This is a genomic window from Hyalangium sp., assembly GCF_035629615.1.
Lineage (GTDB): Bacteria > Myxococcota > Myxococcia > Myxococcales > Myxococcaceae > Hyalangium.
Genome location: NZ_DASPHO010000335.1, coordinates 14,379 through 31,885, shown reverse-complemented (window position 1 = coordinate 31,885; position 17,507 = coordinate 14,379). Strand labels below are relative to the sequence as shown.

Annotated in this window: 9 protein-coding genes; 2 read left to right on the top strand and 7 right to left on the bottom strand. The window is 67.6% G+C overall.

Going from position 1 to position 17,507, the window contains the following annotated elements:
• Positions 1–1,124, bottom strand: a 1,124-nt coding sequence (locus VD972_RS16900; protein ID WP_324988252.1) for a serine/threonine-protein kinase, incomplete at its 3' end; no start/stop codon positions are given.
• 363 nt (positions 1,125–1,487) lie between these two features.
• Here VD972_RS16900 and VD972_RS16895 point away from each other — a divergent pair.
• Positions 1,488–2,303, top strand: coding sequence for a lytic transglycosylase domain-containing protein (locus VD972_RS16895; RefSeq protein WP_324988250.1), 816 nt, complete (start codon positions 1,488–1,490; stop codon positions 2,301–2,303).
• Between the two features lie 23 nt (positions 2,304–2,326).
• On the opposite strand, the gene VD972_RS16890 is transcribed toward VD972_RS16895, so the two are convergent.
• The 6 genes from VD972_RS16890 to VD972_RS16865 all read right to left on the bottom strand — a co-directional run bounded on the left by VD972_RS16890 (position 2,327) and on the right by VD972_RS16865 (position 13,479).
• Positions 2,327–5,545 (bottom strand): exo 1,3/1,4-beta-D-glucan glucohydrolase, encoded by a 3,219-nt coding sequence (locus VD972_RS16890; RefSeq protein WP_324988248.1) that lies wholly within the window; start codon positions 5,543–5,545, stop codon positions 2,327–2,329.
• A 98-nt stretch (positions 5,546–5,643) separates the two neighbouring features.
• Positions 5,644–6,789 (bottom strand): glycoside hydrolase family 16 protein, encoded by a 1,146-nt coding sequence (locus VD972_RS16885; protein ID WP_324988246.1) that lies wholly within the window; start codon positions 6,787–6,789, stop codon positions 5,644–5,646.
• A gap of 135 nt (positions 6,790–6,924) precedes the next feature.
• On the bottom strand, positions 6,925–9,183 hold the full coding sequence (locus VD972_RS16880) for a di-heme oxidoredictase family protein (RefSeq protein ID WP_324988244.1): 2,259 nt from the start codon (positions 9,181–9,183) through the stop codon (positions 6,925–6,927).
• Between the two features lie 164 nt (positions 9,184–9,347).
• Positions 9,348–10,688: a GH1 family beta-glucosidase gene (locus VD972_RS16875; RefSeq protein ID WP_324988242.1), complete on the bottom strand. Its 1,341-nt coding sequence runs from the start codon at positions 10,686–10,688 to the stop codon at positions 9,348–9,350.
• A 90-nt stretch (positions 10,689–10,778) separates the two neighbouring features.
• Positions 10,779–11,813, bottom strand: coding sequence for a LacI family DNA-binding transcriptional regulator (locus VD972_RS16870; protein ID WP_324988240.1), 1,035 nt, complete (start codon positions 11,811–11,813; stop codon positions 10,779–10,781).
• A 94-nt stretch (positions 11,814–11,907) separates the two neighbouring features.
• A complete protein-coding gene (locus VD972_RS16865) occupies positions 11,908–13,479 on the bottom strand; it encodes a HAMP domain-containing sensor histidine kinase (protein WP_324988238.1) in 1,572 nt (523 codons plus the stop codon).
• A 151-nt stretch (positions 13,480–13,630) separates the two neighbouring features.
• Here VD972_RS16865 and VD972_RS16860 point away from each other — a divergent pair, with 151 nt between their 5' ends.
• The gene (locus VD972_RS16860; protein ID WP_324988237.1) at positions 13,631–17,506 is read left to right on the top strand and encodes a DEAD/DEAH box helicase; all 3,876 of its coding nucleotides are present in this window, start codon (positions 13,631–13,633) and stop codon (positions 17,504–17,506) included.
• Position 17,507: the final 1 nt, after the last annotated feature.

The window sequence follows — 17,507 nt, the reverse complement described above, 5'->3', positions numbered from 1 at the left end:
TGGTACACCCCCCCGGCGATCACCGTCAGCCCCAGGCCCACCGCGCCGGCCGCCACCCCCCACCGCCACCGCCGCGCCCGCCGCTGCTCTTGAGAGAGCGCCTCCAGTAGCTCCTTCATGGAGGGGAAGCGCGCCCCGGGCTCGAATGCCAGCCCGCGCAGCACCGCCTGCCTCACCCAGGCGGGCACCTTCACGTCGCGCGGCGGCTCCTGGATGAGCCCTCCGTTCTTGGCGGAGAGGGAGCCGGAGGGGGTGCTCTTCGGCGTCAGGGGCTGAGTCTGGTCCGGGCCCGGCTTCGGGACCCGCTCCGCCACGAGTGAGTTCATCCTGGCGGGATCGAAGGCGCGCTGGCGGTAGAGGCCCCAGTAGAGCGAGGCGCAGAAGCTGAACTGGTCCGAGCGCGCATCCAGCTCGGCATCCTCGAGCTGCTCTGGCGACATATATGCGGGCGTGCCCACCACCATGCCGGTCTGGGTGATGGTGGTCTCCAGCATCCGGCGGTCCAGCGACAGGTGCCTGGCCTCAGGGGGCCGCAGGTCCTCCTTGCCGGCCGCTCCCACCTGCCGTGCCAGCCCGAAGTCGGTGACGTAGACGCGCCCGGCGCTGCTCATCAGGACGTTGGCGGGCTTGAAGTCCCGGTGCACCAGGCCGACTTCATGCGCCGCCTGCAGGCCCAGCCCGGCGGCCAGGAACTTCTCCAGCACCTCGCGCCAGGGACGCTCCTTCTCCTTCAACCAGGAGCTCAAGGTGCCCCCATCCACCATCTCCATGGCGAGGAACACCTGATCACCCCACACGCCCACGTCGAAGATGGGGATGACGTTGGGATGGGAGACACGGGCCATGGCCTGGGCCTCGCGCAGCAGCCGCGCCCGCGCCTCTTCCGAGTCCGTCCGCGCCGCTGGCTTCAGCAGCTTGAGGGCGACCTTGCGCTCCAGATCCGGATCGTAGGCGGAGTACACCACCCCCATGCCGCCCTCGCCGAGCCGCTTGAGCAGGAGGTAGCGCCCCACCTGTGAGAGGGGCAGCACCTCCTCCTGCGTCGGGCCGGGCTCGGCGCCGTCAGTGCTCAGCATGGGGGTACGCGACTGACTGCTGCCGCTCCCGCTGTCGTCCTCTGTCATGGCGATGCACCTGATGCACGCGGTGGTCCACGGAACCGCCCGCTCTCCCAAGGGTTATGGCCTCTCTCCCCAATGGGCGCTGCGGGCATTCTACATGGTGACAGCACTCATCAGGTGGGGCTCGCGTCATCAGGGGCCCAGGCCTCAGGGGGGCGGGAATCCGCCGGGACTGGCGTCACCAGGGGCTCAGGCAGAGGGGAGGGCGGGAGCTCGCCGCAAGTGCCCGGCTTCCAGGCTCCTCCGAGGGAGAAAGGCCGCGCGCCGAGGCCTGCGGACGGCCCGCGCCGCTCTGGCACGCCTCCTGCTCTAGGGAAAGCCATCTCCCCCGCACAGGGCTTCCTCCCCCCTGAAAGGAACTCCGCCATGAACGTCTCGCCCCTTCGCCAGAACCCCACCGCCGCTCGCCTCCAGACTCATGAGCTGTCCTCCACACGGCTCGGAGACGGTTTCCAGGGTCTCCAGGGACGTGGTGGGCAGCTGCAGGCCCTGCTCGAGGGCGCCAAGGCGCTCATGGACTCGATCAACAAGATCCAGAAGCTGATGCAGCTCACGCAGGGCGGGGGAGTGCAGAAGGGGGGCGCCTCGCCGTCTGCGCCGGCGCCGTTCTCGCAGAGCAGCTTCACGCCCTGTGGGGGCAAGGCTCCCGTGGAGCTCAACCCGGCCGGGAAGAGCGGTTCGAGCCCGGTGAGCCCCTCGGGTGATGCGAAGCTGGGGGCGGGGATGCCTCCGGCCCTGGAGAAGTACAAGGGGGCCATCGAGTCGGCGTCGGCCAAGACGGGCGTGCCGGCGTCCATGCTGGCCGCGCAGATCTGGCAGGAGTCTCGGGGCAACCTGAGCGCCACCTCCACCAACGGGGGCAACGGCCTGACGGACACCGGGCTGATGCAGATCAACCCCAACACCTTCAAGGAGCTGCAGGCCAAGCACCCGGAGCTGCAGGGCAAGGATCTGGCCGACCCGGAGACGAACATCCTCGCGGGCGCCTGCTACATGAAAGACATGAAGGAGCAGTTCGGGAGCTGGGACCTGGCGCTGCGCGCGTACAACTCCGGGCCCAACGGTGTCGATCGGAGCAACGTGAACGCGCTCCCCGCAGGCACGGGCGATGCCACCTACGTCCAGAAGGTGAAGCAGTTCTGGGACACCATCGCCACCGGGAAGGGCTCGTTGCCCGCGTAGGCGGCCTCCTTCGGCCTCCTCCGTCACTCGAGCTGCTTCACGATGCGGATGCTGCGGAGCTGGAAGTGGATGGTGCCGCGCTGGTCATCCCACGCGGGGAGCAGCTCCAGGACCGAGCTGAGCCTCGTCACATCCCAGCCGCTCGCATAGCCCGGGTTCGCGAACGGGATCTTCACCGTCGTCCAGGTTCCTACGGCTGGGCGGCCGATGAGGGTCTTCAAGTCTCCCGTCGCGCAGCTGTCGGGCTTGCGGTTGCAGACGAGCTTCACCCAGAAGTCCTGCGTGGTGTTGCCGTAGTCGAGCACCTTTAGCTCGAAGCGGATGCCACCCGTGGTGGCGATCGACGAGACATCCAGGAGGATCGGATCCTTGGCCGAGAAGGCGAAGCCGCCATTGCCACCGCCATCGGTGACGTTGTTGAAGACGACGTCGATCACCTTTCCCTCGGCGGTGTCGAGCGCCGGGTTCACCGTGACGCTGCCAGTGCCGTAGGACCAGCTGCTGGGGTTGCCAAACAGGGTGGTGTCGACGACGCCGTTGACGTAGGCATCCTTGTCGTCGGTGATGGGCGTGGTGCTCCCGGAGCTGCCGTCACAGCTGACGTTGCCGGGCTTGTTCGGCTCCCAGCGGATGTTGGCGACGGACAGCTCCATCGAGCCCTCGGTGAAGATCAGCATGGGCGTATTGACGGTCGAGAAGTCGGCGCCCTTCTGCGAGAAGCACTGGAGCGGGATCGCCACCTCGGTCCAGGTGTTGACCGGCAGCGCGTTGAGCGCCTGGGTCACGTCGATCTCGCCGCCGCACGGGTACACGCAGTCCACCCGGGCCTTCACGCTGCCAGTGGGCGGGGTGCTCACCCGAGCATCGAACACCAGCGCGCCACCCGAGTTCAGGTAGGCCTGCAGGGCTCGCACGTCGTTGCTGTTCGCGCTCTGCATGTAGAGCTGCCCGGTGGCGTTGTTCCAGGTGGCTCGGACCGCGGCCCACTGGAGGCCGTTGCGATCATCGACCGGGGTGACAGTGAGCTCGCCCGCGGGCGTCTGGGTGGTGCTGCTGGTGGACTGGAGCACGTCGACGCCTCCCCAGTTGGACGGGGCGCCGATGCGCATCACCCAGGGGTCCTGGTTGTCGCGCTCGAACACCGCCATGGGTATCGTCGTCGTGCCACCGCCGCCGTCCACGCCGCAGCCGACCTCGGGGCTGGCCTCGTCGAGGGCGCCCTGCTCCTGGCTGGTGGCGTACGTCATGCCATAGCCGTAGGCATAGAGCGGGTCATAGCTCGCGTCACCGCGGTTGAGCGACGTCTGACAGGCCGCCTTGGGCCACGAGTAGGAGAGCTTCCCGGTGAAGTCGAAGTGGACCGAGCCATCCTCCTTGCGGAACAGCACCTCCGCCACGCCGTCACCCTCGGTGCCAGGGAGCCAGGCTGCGACGAAGGCATCCGAGCGGTTGAGCTCCTTGTTGGCGTAGAGCGGCCGGCCCGAGAACAGCACGGTGACGATCTTCTTCACGCCACGGGCCTTGAGGCCGTTGATGAGCGTCAGGTCCTCCGGGCGCAGCTTCGCCAGCTCCAGCGTCTTCGTGTTGCCGATGTCCCCTTGTCCTTCGGCGTACGGCGTCTCGCCGATCACCACGATGGCGGCGTCGTAGCTCGCATCGCCCAGCGCTCCGTCAGGGCTGGTGTCGAGCGTGGCCGTGGGAGAGATCTTCTGGATCGCCTGCCACACGGTGGTGCCCCCACCGAAGTCGGCGTTGGCGTTGCCCGTGCCCTGCCAGGTGAGGGACCAGCCGCCGGTCTGGTTCTGCAGGCTGTCGGCGCTCTTGCCCGCGACCAGCACCTTGGCCGCGCGAGCCAGGGGCAGCGTGGAGCCATTGTTCTTCAGCAGCACCAGCGACTTGCGCACGGCCTCACGGGCCACGGCGCGGTGCTCGGCTGTGCCGAGCTCGCGGGAGGCGGTGCGCAGCGAGGGCTTGGGCTTGTCGAAGAGGCCCGAGCGGTACTTCACGCGCAGGATGCGGCGCACGGCATCGTTGATGCGCGCCTCCGGGATCTCTCCACTCTTCACCGAGGCGATCGTGTTGGTGATGAGCGCCTTCCAGTCGTCCCGGTAGGGCACCATCACCATGTCGATGCCGGCGTTGATGGCCTGGGGGCAGTTGCTGTTGGTGCAGTCGGTGGGCGAGTCGCTGTTGCTGCGATTGACCTGGCCGTGGCCGTTCCAGTCGGAGATCACAAAGCCGTCGAAGCCCATCTTCGTCTTCAGCACGTCCGTCAGCAGGTAGGAACTGCCGTGCAGCTTGTAGGCCTTGGCGTTCTCGCCCTGGTCCGTGTTCTGCCAGCTGCTGTACGAGGCCATGACGGTCTGAGCGCCCTCCTTGAGCGCCGTAAAGTAGCCGCGGCCATGGAGCTCCCGCAGCTGGCGCTCGCTGAGGGCGGTGACGCCCTGATCCTTGCCACGGGTGGTGCCGCCGTCGCCCAGGAAGTGCTTGGCCGTGGCCACCACCTTCTCGTGAGCGCTGGCATCCTTGGCGAGCAGGCCCTGCAGCCCCTCGACGGCCTTGCCGGCATAGGCCTCGACGATGGCCGGGTCCTCCGAGTAGCCCTCGTAGGTGCGGCCCCACCGGTCATCCCGCACGACGGCCAGGGTGGGCCCGAAGGCCCAGTCGATGCCGGTGCGGGACACCTCGCGGGCCGTCACCTCGCTGATGCGCCGGATCAGGTCCGGATCATTGGCAGCGCCCAGCCCGATGTTGTGCGGGAACATCGTCGCGCCGCGCACGTTGTTGTGGCCGTGGACGGCGTCGGTGCCCCACATGATGGGGATCCGGTGGGCATTGGCCGGATCCATCGAGGCTTCCCACAGCTCGTCGGCGCGCGCCACCCAGTCCTGCACGGGCGCGTCCTTCTTGCCGCCGGGCCAGGAGCCGCCTCCGTTCAGCACCGCTCCGAGGTGGTACTGCTTGATCTCCTCGGGGGTGACGTTCGGGATCTCCACCTGGATCATCTGCCCGACTTTCTCCTCGAGCGTCAGGTCCTGCAGCAGCGCCTCCACCTTGGCCTCGAGAGCCTCGTCCTTCGGGATGGCGCTCTCGATCCGTGGCCAATCGTCGGCGGGAGGGTTCTCTGGAGGCGGATCGTCGTCTGGGGGAGTGGGGCCGTCATCTGAATGACACGCCATCAACACTAGCAACAGAACCGCTGCGCCGTGGAGAAGCTCCCGGCTGGCGTAGGACCGTCTCATGTCTTCTCCTTGTTGAGGCAACGCCGACCGGGAAATGCGGCAGGCTCCACCAGGCGGTGCCGGCCGCCCGGTGGAGCCGCCTCATGCGACAGCTTGGACTACCGGCGCTGCCACACCCGGACGTAGTCGACGTACATGTACATCGGGAAGTCGGCGCGGTTGGGCTCCGCGTAGCCCGTGAACAGCCCGCCCAGGGCCAGGTTCAGGATGATGTGGAAGGGCTTCTGGAACTCTTCCTTGTTGCTGGCGGTGATGTCGACGGTGTGCACCGGGGTGGGGTGCGTGTCACGGTCGATGTACCAGCGGATCTGGGTGGGCTCCCACTCGATGGTGTACAGGTGGAACTGCGTGACGTTGCCCACGTTGATGTTGCTGGGCTGCTCGTTGTTGAGGCCGTTGGCCCACGGGTAGAGCCCGGTGCGCGAGTCCCAGAACAGGTTCTGGAAGGTGACCGTCTCCGAGTTGCGGTGCTCCATGATGTCGATCTCGCCACAGCTCGACCAGTTGCCCGCCATCACGTCGTAGTGGCTCATGGGGGCGGCGTAGTTGGTCGTCACGGTGTCGTCACACGCGGTGCCCATCATCCAGAAGGCCGGCCAGGTGCCAATGGCGTTGGGCATGGCGATGCGGGCCTCGATCCGGCCAAAGGTCCAGGACTTCTTGCCCTTGGTCGTGATGCGCGAGGACTTCTGGTACCAGTTCCGGCCGGCGATGACCGTGGGCGTGGTGTTGTACTCCGCGCGGATGACGAGGTTGCCGTTCTGCACGTACGCGTTCTCGGGGCGGTACCACTCCCACTCGCCATTGCCCCAGCCCGCGAAGGCGCCAGCGCCCGGGTTGAAGCCATTGCCTACGTGGTAGTTCCAGTTGGCCGAGCTGGGCTGGCCGTTGGTGTTGAAGGTGTCTTCCCAGACCACCTGCCAGCTCCCCGTAGGCGGAGGAGTCGTGCCACCGGACATGGTGAACTGCGCCCACGCGGTGTCGACGGCAGTTCCGCCCGTGCCGATCGTGAAGAAGTAGCGAACGGCCGCGCCGCTTGGCACTCCCGTGACGTTGTACGTGTGGTTGGTGCCGCTGGCGATCATCCGCACGTTCTGCTGGCCACCCCCGTTGATGGTGTAGTGCAGGTCGGCCCAGCTGGCATCGTTGACGTAGAACCGGACGCTGCTCGAGGACGTGAGGGTGTAGCCCGAGGTCGCCGCCATGGCCTCCGTCGTGAACAGGACGGCGAGCGCTAGCGCCATACACTGCGCAGCGAGAACTCCTCTGGATCCAACTCGGAATGACGGGTTGCCACGCATCTTGCGCTCCTTCTGGTGGGGGGGCTGCTTGTGTTTGAAAGGGGGGGGGAACCGCTCTGACAGGAGGGGGAGGCTGTGTCAGAGGGACTGCAAGAACCGGAACAGCGCGGTCCGATTCGCGCTGGACTGGGTGCGAAAGGCCTCCTTGGAGGCATTGGCTTCGCCGCCGTGCCACAGGATGGCCTCCGTCAGGTTGCGTGCGCGGCCGTCATGCAGGTAGGCCTCGCCGCCGCTGATGCCCGCGGTCAGGCCGATTCCCCACAGCGGCGGCGTGCGCCACTCCGCGCCCGTTGCGACTCCCTCCGGAAGGTTATCCGCCAGGCCGGTCCCCATGTCATGCAGTAGCATGTCCGTGTACGGCCGGATCGTCTGGCCGCGCAGCTCGGCCATGGGGTGGTAGGCGCTGGTCGTCAGCGAGGGGGTGTGGCACTTGCTGCACCCGAGGCTGCCAAACAGGCTCTCGCCTTGCTGCGCCTGGGCATCGCCGAGGTTGCGGCGCGCCGGAACGCCCAGCGCGGAGAGGTAGCGCACCAGCTTGTTCAGATCCGCGTCGCTCAGCTCAGTGCTCGCGGCCGCGCACGTCTGCGACGAGCCGCAGTCTGGCGTCCGGTAGATCGAGGTGGTGACACCCATGTCGGTACTGAGCGCGCTCGCGATCTGCTGGCTGAGGCGCGCCTTGCCGGCCTTCCAGCCGAAGCGCCCCATGCGCACCTGGCCGGTCTGCGGATCGGTCACGGCCTGCATGCGACCCGAGATGCCGTCGCCGTTGCTGTCGTTGGGATCCTCCAGGTTGCCGATCGTGCTCTCAGCGACCGCCTCCAGCAGCCCCATCCCGACGAGCTGCGGTGAGATGCGGGCGGAGTAGTTCGAGGGCACCACACCCGTGAACGCATAGGTCGGGCGCCGCAGCTGGAACGCCGTTCCATCTCCGAAGGTGCCGTTCGTCGTCGTCCAGCCCGAGATGCTCACGTTGCCCTCGGGGCTGCCGCTGGTGATCTGCGGCTGGAGGACGAACCCCAGCTGCGGATGCGCCGTCACCGTGGTGCCGCTCACCTGGCCCACCCGGACGACGTACTTCAGGCTGCCGCCCGGCGCCGACCCAGAGTCCACGAGGTGGCCGTAGCTGCCGGTGCCACCCGAGCTCCCGCTGCCCATCGTGAACGTCGTCGTGGGAGTGTCGGTGGCTCCACCTGCGGCGATGCCGATGGTGAAGTTGTACCGCACGGTCGCCCCGGCCGGGACATTCGTCACGGCGAAGGTGTTGTTGTTGGTGGCGTTGTCGTGCGCCATCCGGACGTTCAGCGTCCCGCCACCGTTGATGGAGTAGTGGATGTCGGCCCAAGGGGCGTTGTTGGCGTAGAACTGCACGGTGGTGCTGCCGCCGCCCGAGCTCGTGCCGGGCGGAAGCGCGCGGCCGTTGTTCGTGTGGCAGGCGACGCAGCTGCGAGCGATGAACCGGGGCCCGATCTTGTTCTGCTGCGCGGTGAACACGGGATTGCCGGACTCGGAGTGCGTGCCATCACCAAAGTCCGTGTGGTGCAGGCGCCGGCCCTCCATGAAAGGCTGTGCGCTCACGGGCGCCAGGTTCGTCGCGATCTGCTTGAACCCATGCACTGGCTCGTTGGAGTAGCTGTAGCCCACCGTTGTGCGGCCACCCAGCCAGGCCGTCTGCGGCAGCGCGAACGAGTCCAGGTTGGCGCCAACGCCCTCCCACGGCACCATGCCTCCCTGGCCGACGACGTAGAGCAGGGCCGTCCCGTAATAGTTGGCGCGGCCCGTGACGGGAGGCAGCAGGAACTGGCTGATCTCGATCTCCATCCGATCGCCAAGCTGGATACGCCGGCCGGCCTTCGCGTTGTAGTTGACGGTGGTGGTGTAGTGGAGAGGGTCCACCTGCGTCATGTCCACGTTGAAGTAGTAGTTCGAGAGCACTCCCGAGCCCATGTAGAAGGCGCGGAAGTCGGGCGTGTCCAGAGGGTGGAGCGAGGTGATGTTGAAGGTGATGTCACTGCCACCCTTGGCGACGCGGTCGATGACCTCGATCGAGATCGTCCGGTTCTCGAAGTAGAGCGGTAGGTAGTGCTCGTAGCTCTGGAACTGGGACTCGCGCGCGTGGCGATCGCGCGCCCGGTCGGCCAGGCGGGTGATGAGGGCCGTCGGCGTATCCACGATGAGCGCAGGCTCGAGCGACGTGCTGCTGCCAAAGAGAGGCACCACCGCGGTGGCTGGCTGATCGACGCTCTCCAGCACCTCCTCGGGAGGGGCCTCCAGCTCGTGGCCACAGGCCAGGCTGGCGGCCACCATCAACCCAGCGATCCACGACTTCGAAAGCGTCATAGCGTTGTCCTCGGGCTGTTGAGGCAGATGCTCGCGGCGAGACGTATAGACCTGCTTTCCATGCAAGAGAAGCATTTTTTGAATGCGCTTTCAGATTCTCCCAGAGGGACTCCCCTCAAGAGGGCTCAATGCCCTGAAAGCGATGCCTTCTTAACGCCTACATGTCAGATTCCAGCGGCTTCGGGGCGCCAGGGCTGCTGGGCCGCAATGAAGTTGCGATACCAGAGCGCGCTGTCCTTCAGCACGCGGCGTTGGCTCTCGAAGTCGACATGCACGAGCCCGAAGCGCTTCAAGTAGCCCGAGGCCCACTCGAAGTTGTCCAGGAAGCTCCAGGCGAAGTAGCCACGGACGTCCACCCCCTGGTCGCGGGCCGCATTCATGGCCGCGATGTGCTGCTCCAGGTAGTGCACCCGCTTCAGGTCGTGCACCGAGTCGCCCTCCAGCCGGTCGACGAACGCGGCGCCGTTCTCGGTGATGTAGAACGGCGGTGGGCTGTAGTCGTGCGCCAGCCGCAGCAGCAGGTGGGTCAACCCCTGCGGGTAGACCTCCCAGCCCATGTCGGTGAACCCCAACTTGCCAGGAGGCTTCAGGTTCGGGTCCTCGGCGTGGACGAAGTTGCGGGTGTAGTAGTTGACGCCCAGGAAGTCGGTCGGCTCCCGGATCAGCTTGAGCTCCTCCGGCTTCACACTGGGCGCGTCCGCCCCGAGGTGCTCGAGCACGTCTTGCGGGTAGCAGCCCCGGAAGAGCGGGTCCATGTACCAGCGCACCAGCAGGCCATCCTCCAGCTGGGCCTTGGCCCGGTCGGCGGCGCTCGCGCGGGCAGCGTAGGTAGGAGCCAGGTTCAACACGATCCCGAGCTTGACCCTCGGCACGAGCGCGCGCAGCGCCTGGACGGCCAGGCCGTGCGCCATCAGCAGATGGTGTGACACCTGCATGGCCAGCCGTCGGTCCGTCAGGCCGGGGGCGAAGATGCCGCGCTCATAGCCCAGCGTGGCCACGACCCACGGCTCGTTGATCGTGGCGATGCTGTCCACGCGATCTCCCAGGCGGCGAGCGATCACCTGCGCGTAGTCGGTGAAGTGCTGGAGCGTGTCACGGTGGCCCCAGCCTCTCGCCTCGTGGAGCGACTGCGGCAGATCCCAGTGGTAGAGCGTCAGCTGCGACCGGATGCCGCGCGCGCAGAGGCCGTCCAGCATCCGGTCATAGAAGTCCAGGCCCTTGGGATTGAGGGGGAATCGCCCGTCAGGCATGACGCGGGGCCACGCCACCGAGAAGCGGTAGGCGTTGACGCCCAGCGCCACCAGCAGATCCAGGTCTTCCTCCAGGCGGTGGTAGTGGTCGCACGCGACGTCGCCCGTGTGGCCGTCGACGACCTTGCCCGGGGTGTGGCTGAAGGTGTCCCAGATCGACGGGCCGCGCCCACCCTGGAAGGCGGCGCCTTCGATCTGATAGGCGCTGGTGGCAACACCCCACTGGAAGTCTTCGGGAAGGGAGCGAGAAGGCATGCGAGCAGGAGATTGCCACACGCTCCCGGCTGCGTGAAAGCGCTTTCACCCGCATTCTGCGCCATTCCTGTTGTTCTGGCCGCGGAAGTCCTAGCCGAACGACTGGCCGCGTCGCCGCTGGGTCGACTCGCGGACGATGATCTGCAGCGGCAGCTCTGGAAGCGAGGGGGACTGGCCGTCGATGAGCCGCAGTATCGCCTCGCCAGCGACCTTCCCCAGGTCGTACGCCGGCTGGCGCACGGTGGTGAGGGGCGGGGTGGTGTAGAGCGAGGACGGCAGATCGTCGAAGCCGATCAGTGACACGTCCTCGGGGACGCGGATGCCTTTGCGATACAGCGCCAGGCGGGCGCCGTAGGCCATCTGATCGTTGGCGACGAACAGCGCGGTGAAGTTGATTCGTGTCTCCAGCAGCTGGTTGAGCGCGAGCAGGCCGCCGGTCTCATGGAAGTCGCCGAAGGCGATCAGGCGCTCGTCCACCGGCACACCGGCATCGGTCAGCGCGCGCCGGTAGCCCGCCAGCCGCTCCTGAGCATCGACATTCAGCACCGGCCCAGCGATATGCGCGATGCGGTTGTGGCCCAGCTCGAGCAGGTGACGGGTGGCGTCGTAGCCGGCCTGCTCGTTGTCGAGGTGGATGCTGACGAGGTTGGGCCCTTGCAGGGTGCGGCCGGTGACGACGATGGGCAGGCGCTGCGCATGGCTCAAGAGGGAGGGATCGTCAATCATGCCGGTCAGCACGATCACCCCGTCCACGCGGCGGGCCATCAGCAGCGCCATGCGCTCGGCCTCTTTGGCTGCGGTCCCGTGGCCGCTCACGAAGAGGGGCGCGTAGCCCACCTTGGCCACGCTGTCTTCAATCCCTTTCAGGGTCTCGTTATAGAAGGGGCTGGCAATGTCTTGAGTGATGACTCCCACGGACATCGTGCGTCCGCGGGCCAGGCCCCGGGCGATCACATTGGGGCGATAGTCGAGCTCGGCGATGGCGCGCTCGACTGCCTTGCGCTTGCTCTCCCGCACGCGAGCGGTGCCGTTGAGGATGCGAGAGACCGTGCTCGGTGAGACGCCAGCACGACGGGCTACCTCCTCCAGCGTCACAGGAGAAGGACTGCGACCATCACCGTCCATAGGGGGCGGGCTCATAGCATCAGCTTGACTTCGTCGTCAAAAGTACCGGGAGGCGCTGCTCGCCACGTCCGAGGTGCAGCAGCCAGAGCGGGCCTCATTCGACCGACGGGCCCGGCGGGAGCGTGGTCTCACCATCGACAGGCAGCTCGATGGCAAAGGTGGCGCCTTGGCCTGGCCCGGCGCTCGCCACGGTGAGCCGTCCCTTCATCTCCGCGGCGGCCAGGGCGCTGATGTGCAGCCCGAAGCCGTGCCCGGTCTTCTTCGTGGTGAAGCCCTGGGTGAACAGGCGCGGCAGGTGCTCTGGTGCGATGCCCACCCCGTTGTCCGCCACCTCGATGCGCAGTGCTTCTCCTCCCGCGCGGAGCCCGACACGAATGGCCAGCCGCTTGTCCGGCGTGCCGCTCTGCACGAGCGAGTGCTGCGCATTGCTCACCAGGTTGAGGAGGATCTGCAGCAGCTTGTGCCGGTCCACCAGGATGGGAGGGACCTCGGCGTACTCGCATTGCACCTCGATGCCCAGCCGCTCGAACGAAGTGGCGTGCAGCCGCATCGCGTCGCTGATGAGCTGGGGCACGGGCACCTGCTCCACCATGCCACCGAGCTTCGCATGCCGCTGCTGCATGCTGACGACAGCCTTGATGTGATCGACGCTCTCGCTCAACCTCTGCATCTCCGTCACGAGGGCCTCGCGCTCAGCTATCAGCTCTGCCGAGAGAGTGCTGAGGTACTCCGGGAGGAGCTTGCCGCGTGGGTCGGCGCTGAGGAAGGTCCCGAGGTCCGCTGACTGCTGGTGCATCAGCTCGGTGGCCAGGGCCAGCTTGGACAGCCGTGAGCTGCGCAGCCGTTCGATCACGAGACCGACCGAGACGTTGACGCTGTTGAGGGTGTTGCCCACGTTGTGCAGCACGCCCGTGGCGATCTCCGCCATGCCGGCCTGGTGAGAGACGCTCAGCAGCGTGCGGTGCAGCTCGCCCAGCTTGGCCTCGGCCTCCCGGCGCGCCTGGATGTCCTGCTCGAGCTCCGCCTGAGTCGCGTCACGCGCGCTGGTGTACAGCCAGCCGATGGCCCAGCTGGCCAGGAGGGAGAGTGCAGCCAGGATATGCAACACCCAGGCGTGGCCCTCCGTGAGGGGGCGAGGCTCGTAGCCAGAGCTCCCGCGGTAGATCGGGAGGATGACTCCGATGAACAAGAGCAGCGGCACGAAGATGACGAGCCCGCGGCGGGGGCCCAACAGGTACACCGCCAGGACCGTGATCATCATCCCGATGACGTGCGTGGCGAGGTACGAGTCGTCCTCGTAGAGGCAGAGCAGGATGAACGCGGACGCCATGATGCTACAGAAGAGCAGCGCCGCGGGTCGGGCGGAGGACGCCTTCCGTAAGACGAGCAGCGCTCCCGCGCAGCCGACCGGGGTGCCGATGGCCGCCACAAGGTAGCCCCCGGGTAGCTTTGCCAGATGGATGGCAACCAGGATCACGGCGGCCATCAGGATCGAGCTGCAAACCGCCCCAGCCACCACCCGGCCACGGCCGCGCTCCTCGAGCGGTGCCTGGCGGAGTTCCTCCGAGAGGAATCCATCCAGCCAGGTGACGAGAGCGCTCTCTCTCCGCGGAGCTCGCGCGCCCGAGGCCGCCAGCCCGATCCCACCGCTCGAAGTGCTCAACATGTCGAGTATCCCTTTATCACGGGGTTCGATACATGGATGGTGGGCCGGGATAACACCGAAGAAGTGGAGTCCCAGCCAGGCGAGCAGGCGGCTTCCCGGGCCTTCAGAACGGCCAGCCTGGCGCTCGCGAGACGGCTAGAGTCTGCGACCCATGTCGTTGCCCACGCTGCTTACCGCCGAGAACCTTCGCGCGACCGCGGGAAGTGCCTTTGCGCGCGGCGAGGTGTATTGGCAGGAGGGACGCGTCCTCTCCTGTGTCCTCGAGAATGACGCACTCGATGGCCTCGTCGAGGGAACGGCGAAGTACCGCGTCCGGGTCACGGCCCCCAGCGGAACCCTCGTGGCTCACTGCACGTGCCCGGTGCGGGAGGCTGTCTGCAAGCACGCCGTGGCGCTCAGCCTCTCCTTTCTCGCGCAGCGGGGAGCCGTTCTCACACCTCCGAGCGAGGCCGTCGCGGCCGAGTCACGCGAAGGACCGTTTGCGACGCGGAGCGAGCTCGAGCGCTGGGCAGAAGACCACCATGTCCGATACGCGCTCATGGTCTCCGCGGAAGTCCTCTTCTCGGACTTGCCGATCAACGAGGCGCAGCGACATGGGCTCCGGTACGCCCTGAACGGGCTCGCTGTCCGTGACGTCGGTTCGAGAGAAGGCGCACTTCGTCATGCCGGCGCACGTGGCAGAGGGCTGGAGACGGCGCTCTCCGAGGCAGCGTGGGCGTACCTGCAGCAGGAAGCGAGCTCCGTGCAGCGGGCGCTCTCCGAGGAGGCAGTACGCCGGGAGGTGCACCCGGACGGGACGCTTGCGCCGCTGTGGACCCGCCTGCTCGAAGTGCGCCGCACACTCCGGCCTCATGCGTCTCCGCGCTCACGCGAGCGGCGAGCCTCGGGAAGCTGGGGCTTCGATGCAGCGGCGTGCGCGCTCACGTGGAAGGAGCGCGATCGCATCGTCCGCGGAGGCCCGGACTATGGCACCGTCGGGGCCTCGGCCCGGTTGACGTTCCCGGGAGGATTCGAGGGCCAGGTGGAGTGCAGCTGCGCGGCCCGGCAGCGAGCCTGTGCACACGCGCTCGCGCTCATTGACACGACCCTCGATCTCCTCGACGACGGGGCCCGGGTCGCCGAGGCCCGGAGGATCGCCGAGGAGCTTCTGCGTCCGAGCTGGGCGCGCGCATTGAAGGAGCTCGAGCTGTTCGAGGCGGAAGCCACGAAGCCCCGCGCCGCGATCGAGGTGTGGTGGTTCATCGAGCATGAGCTCGGGAGTCTGACCGTAGCGCCTCTCGTGAAGAAGCAGACGCGCCGAGGCACCTTGAGCACCGGCGCGCGGATGCCCGCCGCTCGATTGCTCGAAGAACATCGCGAGCTGCTCTCCGAGACCGATCTCCGGATCGCCGAGCAGCTCGCCTCGTGGGCCCCGGCATCGCGCGCAGCTGGCACGTACCCTTCGCGGGCGTTCCTCGCGCTCGTCGGGCATCCGCGCGTTGCGCTCGAGCTTCGCCCCGACGCGCCGATCGAAGTGAAGCGCGTCCGGCTTGGCTTCACCGCGCTCTCCGCCGAGCAGCACATCCGCCTGGAGCCCTCCATTGAGGGAGAGCGCTTCAGCCCGAAGCTCCTCGGCGCGCTGCTGCGCTCGTTTGCTCCGGGAGAGCCGCTGGTGACGGTCGAGGAGCAGCGGGGGCGGTGCCTGCTCATCGACGTGAATGAAGAGGCCCGGCAGATCTGGAACGTGCTCGAGAAGCACGGAGACCAGTTCCCGCCCGAGAGCCACGAGCAGCTGCTCGAGCGTCTGTCTCGCCTCGAGGCACGCCTTCCGCTCGTCGTCCCGCATGCGCTGAAGGGGCGCGAGCTCCAGACGGAGACGACCCCCGTCGTTCGCCTGCGCCTGCTTCCCGACGTGTCCCTCGAGCTCGAGCTGCTCGTCCGGCCAGGGCCGGGGGCGCCGCTGTTCTCTCCCGGAGTGGGCCCGCGCGATGTGATGCTCTCCCGGGGCGGTGAGCGCGGCTACGTGCGTCGCCAGCTCTTGCTCGAGGAGGAGCGTGCACGCGCGGCGATCACTCCGCTTCCCCTCGCCGGCGCTGAGGAGGGGCCGCCGTTCTGCTTCCGGATGGGGGATGTCGATGCGGCGCTACACCTCGTCGCCATGCTTCAGAAGCCGCAGAAGGGCTTCGAGGTCGAATGGATCGACGAGAAGCCGTTCATCGCCTCGTCCGCCGGCCCGGAAGCCCTCAGGGTGCAGGTCGAGCGCAAGAAGGACTGGTTCGGCATCTCGGGAGAGCTGAAGGTCGAGGCAGGGAGGCTCGAGCTCGCCGTCCTCCTGGATGCGGCCCGGCGACAGAAGCGCTTCGTGCGCCTCGATGAACACCGGTGGGTCGAGCTCAGCGAGAAGCTGCGGCAGCGCTTGCTCGCGGTGGCGGATCACACCTTCCTGGGAAAGAGCCGTGTGGAGCTCTCCCCTGGAGCGGTCCCCGCGATCAGCGCGCTGCTCGATGCCGGTGCCAACGTCGAAGCCGCGCCCGCGTGGCAGCTGTTGACGGAGCGCCTCGCGGCGTCGCTCTCGCTCAAGCCGAAGCCTCCCGCCTCGCTCGGGACCACGCTGCGCGACTACCAGGTGGAGGGCCATGCGTGGCTCAGTCGCGTCGCGGCCTGGGGCGCCGGAGCGTGCCTTGCGGACGACATGGGGCTTGGCAAGACGGTGCAGGCGCTCGCGGTGCTGCTCGATCGTGCGCGGCTCGGCCCGGCCCTCGTCCTCGCGCCAACCTCGGTCGCCTTCAACTGGGTTCAGGAGATCCAGCGCTTTGCACCAACGCTCCGTCCCGTGCTCTACGCGGAGCAGGTGGATCGGGTGAAGTGCCTCGCGAAGCTCAAGAAGACCGACGTGCTCATCGTCAGCTATGGGCTGCTGGTGCGCGATGTGGCGAGGCTCAGCGCGCTCTCGTTCGCGACGCTCGTCGTCGACGAGGCGCAGGCGCTGAAGAATCCGAGCACCCGCCGCGCCCGTGCCGCACGGCAGTTGAACGCCGGCTTCCGCATCGCGCTCTCGGGCACGCCGTTCGAGAACCACCTCGGCGAGCTGTGGAGCCTGTTCTCGATCGTCTTCCCCGGCCTGCTCGGGAGCTGGGAGCAGTTCCGTGAGCGCTTCGCCGGTCCCGTCGAGCGCGGCAAGGACCCCGAGGCGAGCATTGCCCTCTCACGCGTGCTCCGGCCCTTCCTCCTTCGGCGCACGAAGCAAGAGGTCGCGCGCGAGCTGCCGTCGCGGACGGAGATCCAGGTGCCAGTGGCGCTCTCCCAGGAGGAGTGGACGCTGTACGAGGACGCGCGGCTCGCGGCGATCGCGGAGGTCAGTGAGCAGGGCAAGGGCCTTCGAAATGAGCAGCAGCGCTTCCAGGTGCTCGCGGCGCTCACGCGGCTGCGACTGCTCGCGTCACATCCGAAGCTCTACGATGCGCAGTCGGGCGTCTCGTCCTCCAAGATGCGGCGCCTCCTGGAGCTGCTGGAGGAGCTGCGAAGCGAGGGCCACCGGGCGCTGGTGTTCAGCCAGTTTACCTCGCACCTCGCGCTCGTCCGCGAGGAGCTGGAGCGCGCCGGCTTCACGTACCAGTACCTGGATGGCTCGACGCCCGCGGCCACACGCGCGAAGCGAATCCAGGTGTTCCAGGAGGGGGCGGGCGAGGTGTTCCTGATCTCGCTGAAGGCGGGCGGCACGGGCATCAACCTCACGGCGGCCGACTACGTCATCCATCTGGATCCGTGGTGGAACCCGGCGGTCGAGGATCAGGCGACGGATCGAGCCCACCGCATCGGACAGACGCGTCCTGTGACCGTATACCGGCTGATCGCCCGCGGAACGATCGAGGAGCAGATCCTCTCGCTCCACTCGGACAAGCGGGCGCTCGTGGCCGGCGTGCTCGAAGGGACGGATGTCGCGGCGCGGCTGACCACGAAGGATCTGCTCGCGCTGCTGGCGGGGGGGGACTCCCCTCGAGAGCGGCATGACGACGAGGAAGAGCCGCGCGCTCGGACGGTTCACTGAC

Coding starts and splice junctions, on each gene's coding strand:
- VD972_RS16875 (WP_324988242.1), bottom strand. CDS start 10,688: ATGCCTTCTCGCTCCCTTCCCGAAGACTTCCAGTGGGGTGTTGCCACC.
- VD972_RS16860 (WP_324988237.1), top strand. CDS start 13,631: ATGTCGTTGCCCACGCTGCTTACCGCCGAGAACCTTCGCGCGACCGCG.
- VD972_RS16880 (WP_324988244.1), bottom strand. CDS start 9,183: ATGACGCTTTCGAAGTCGTGGATCGCTGGGTTGATGGTGGCCGCCAGC.
- VD972_RS16865 (WP_324988238.1), bottom strand. CDS start 13,479: ATGTTGAGCACTTCGAGCGGTGGGATCGGGCTGGCGGCCTCGGGCGCG.
- VD972_RS16890 (WP_324988248.1), bottom strand. CDS start 5,545: ATGAGACGGTCCTACGCCAGCCGGGAGCTTCTCCACGGCGCAGCGGTT.
- VD972_RS16870 (WP_324988240.1), bottom strand. CDS start 11,813: ATGGACGGTGATGGTCGCAGTCCTTCTCCTGTGACGCTGGAGGAGGTA.
- VD972_RS16895 (WP_324988250.1), top strand. CDS start 1,488: ATGAACGTCTCGCCCCTTCGCCAGAACCCCACCGCCGCTCGCCTCCAG.
- VD972_RS16885 (WP_324988246.1), bottom strand. CDS start 6,789: ATGGCGCTAGCGCTCGCCGTCCTGTTCACGACGGAGGCCATGGCGGCG.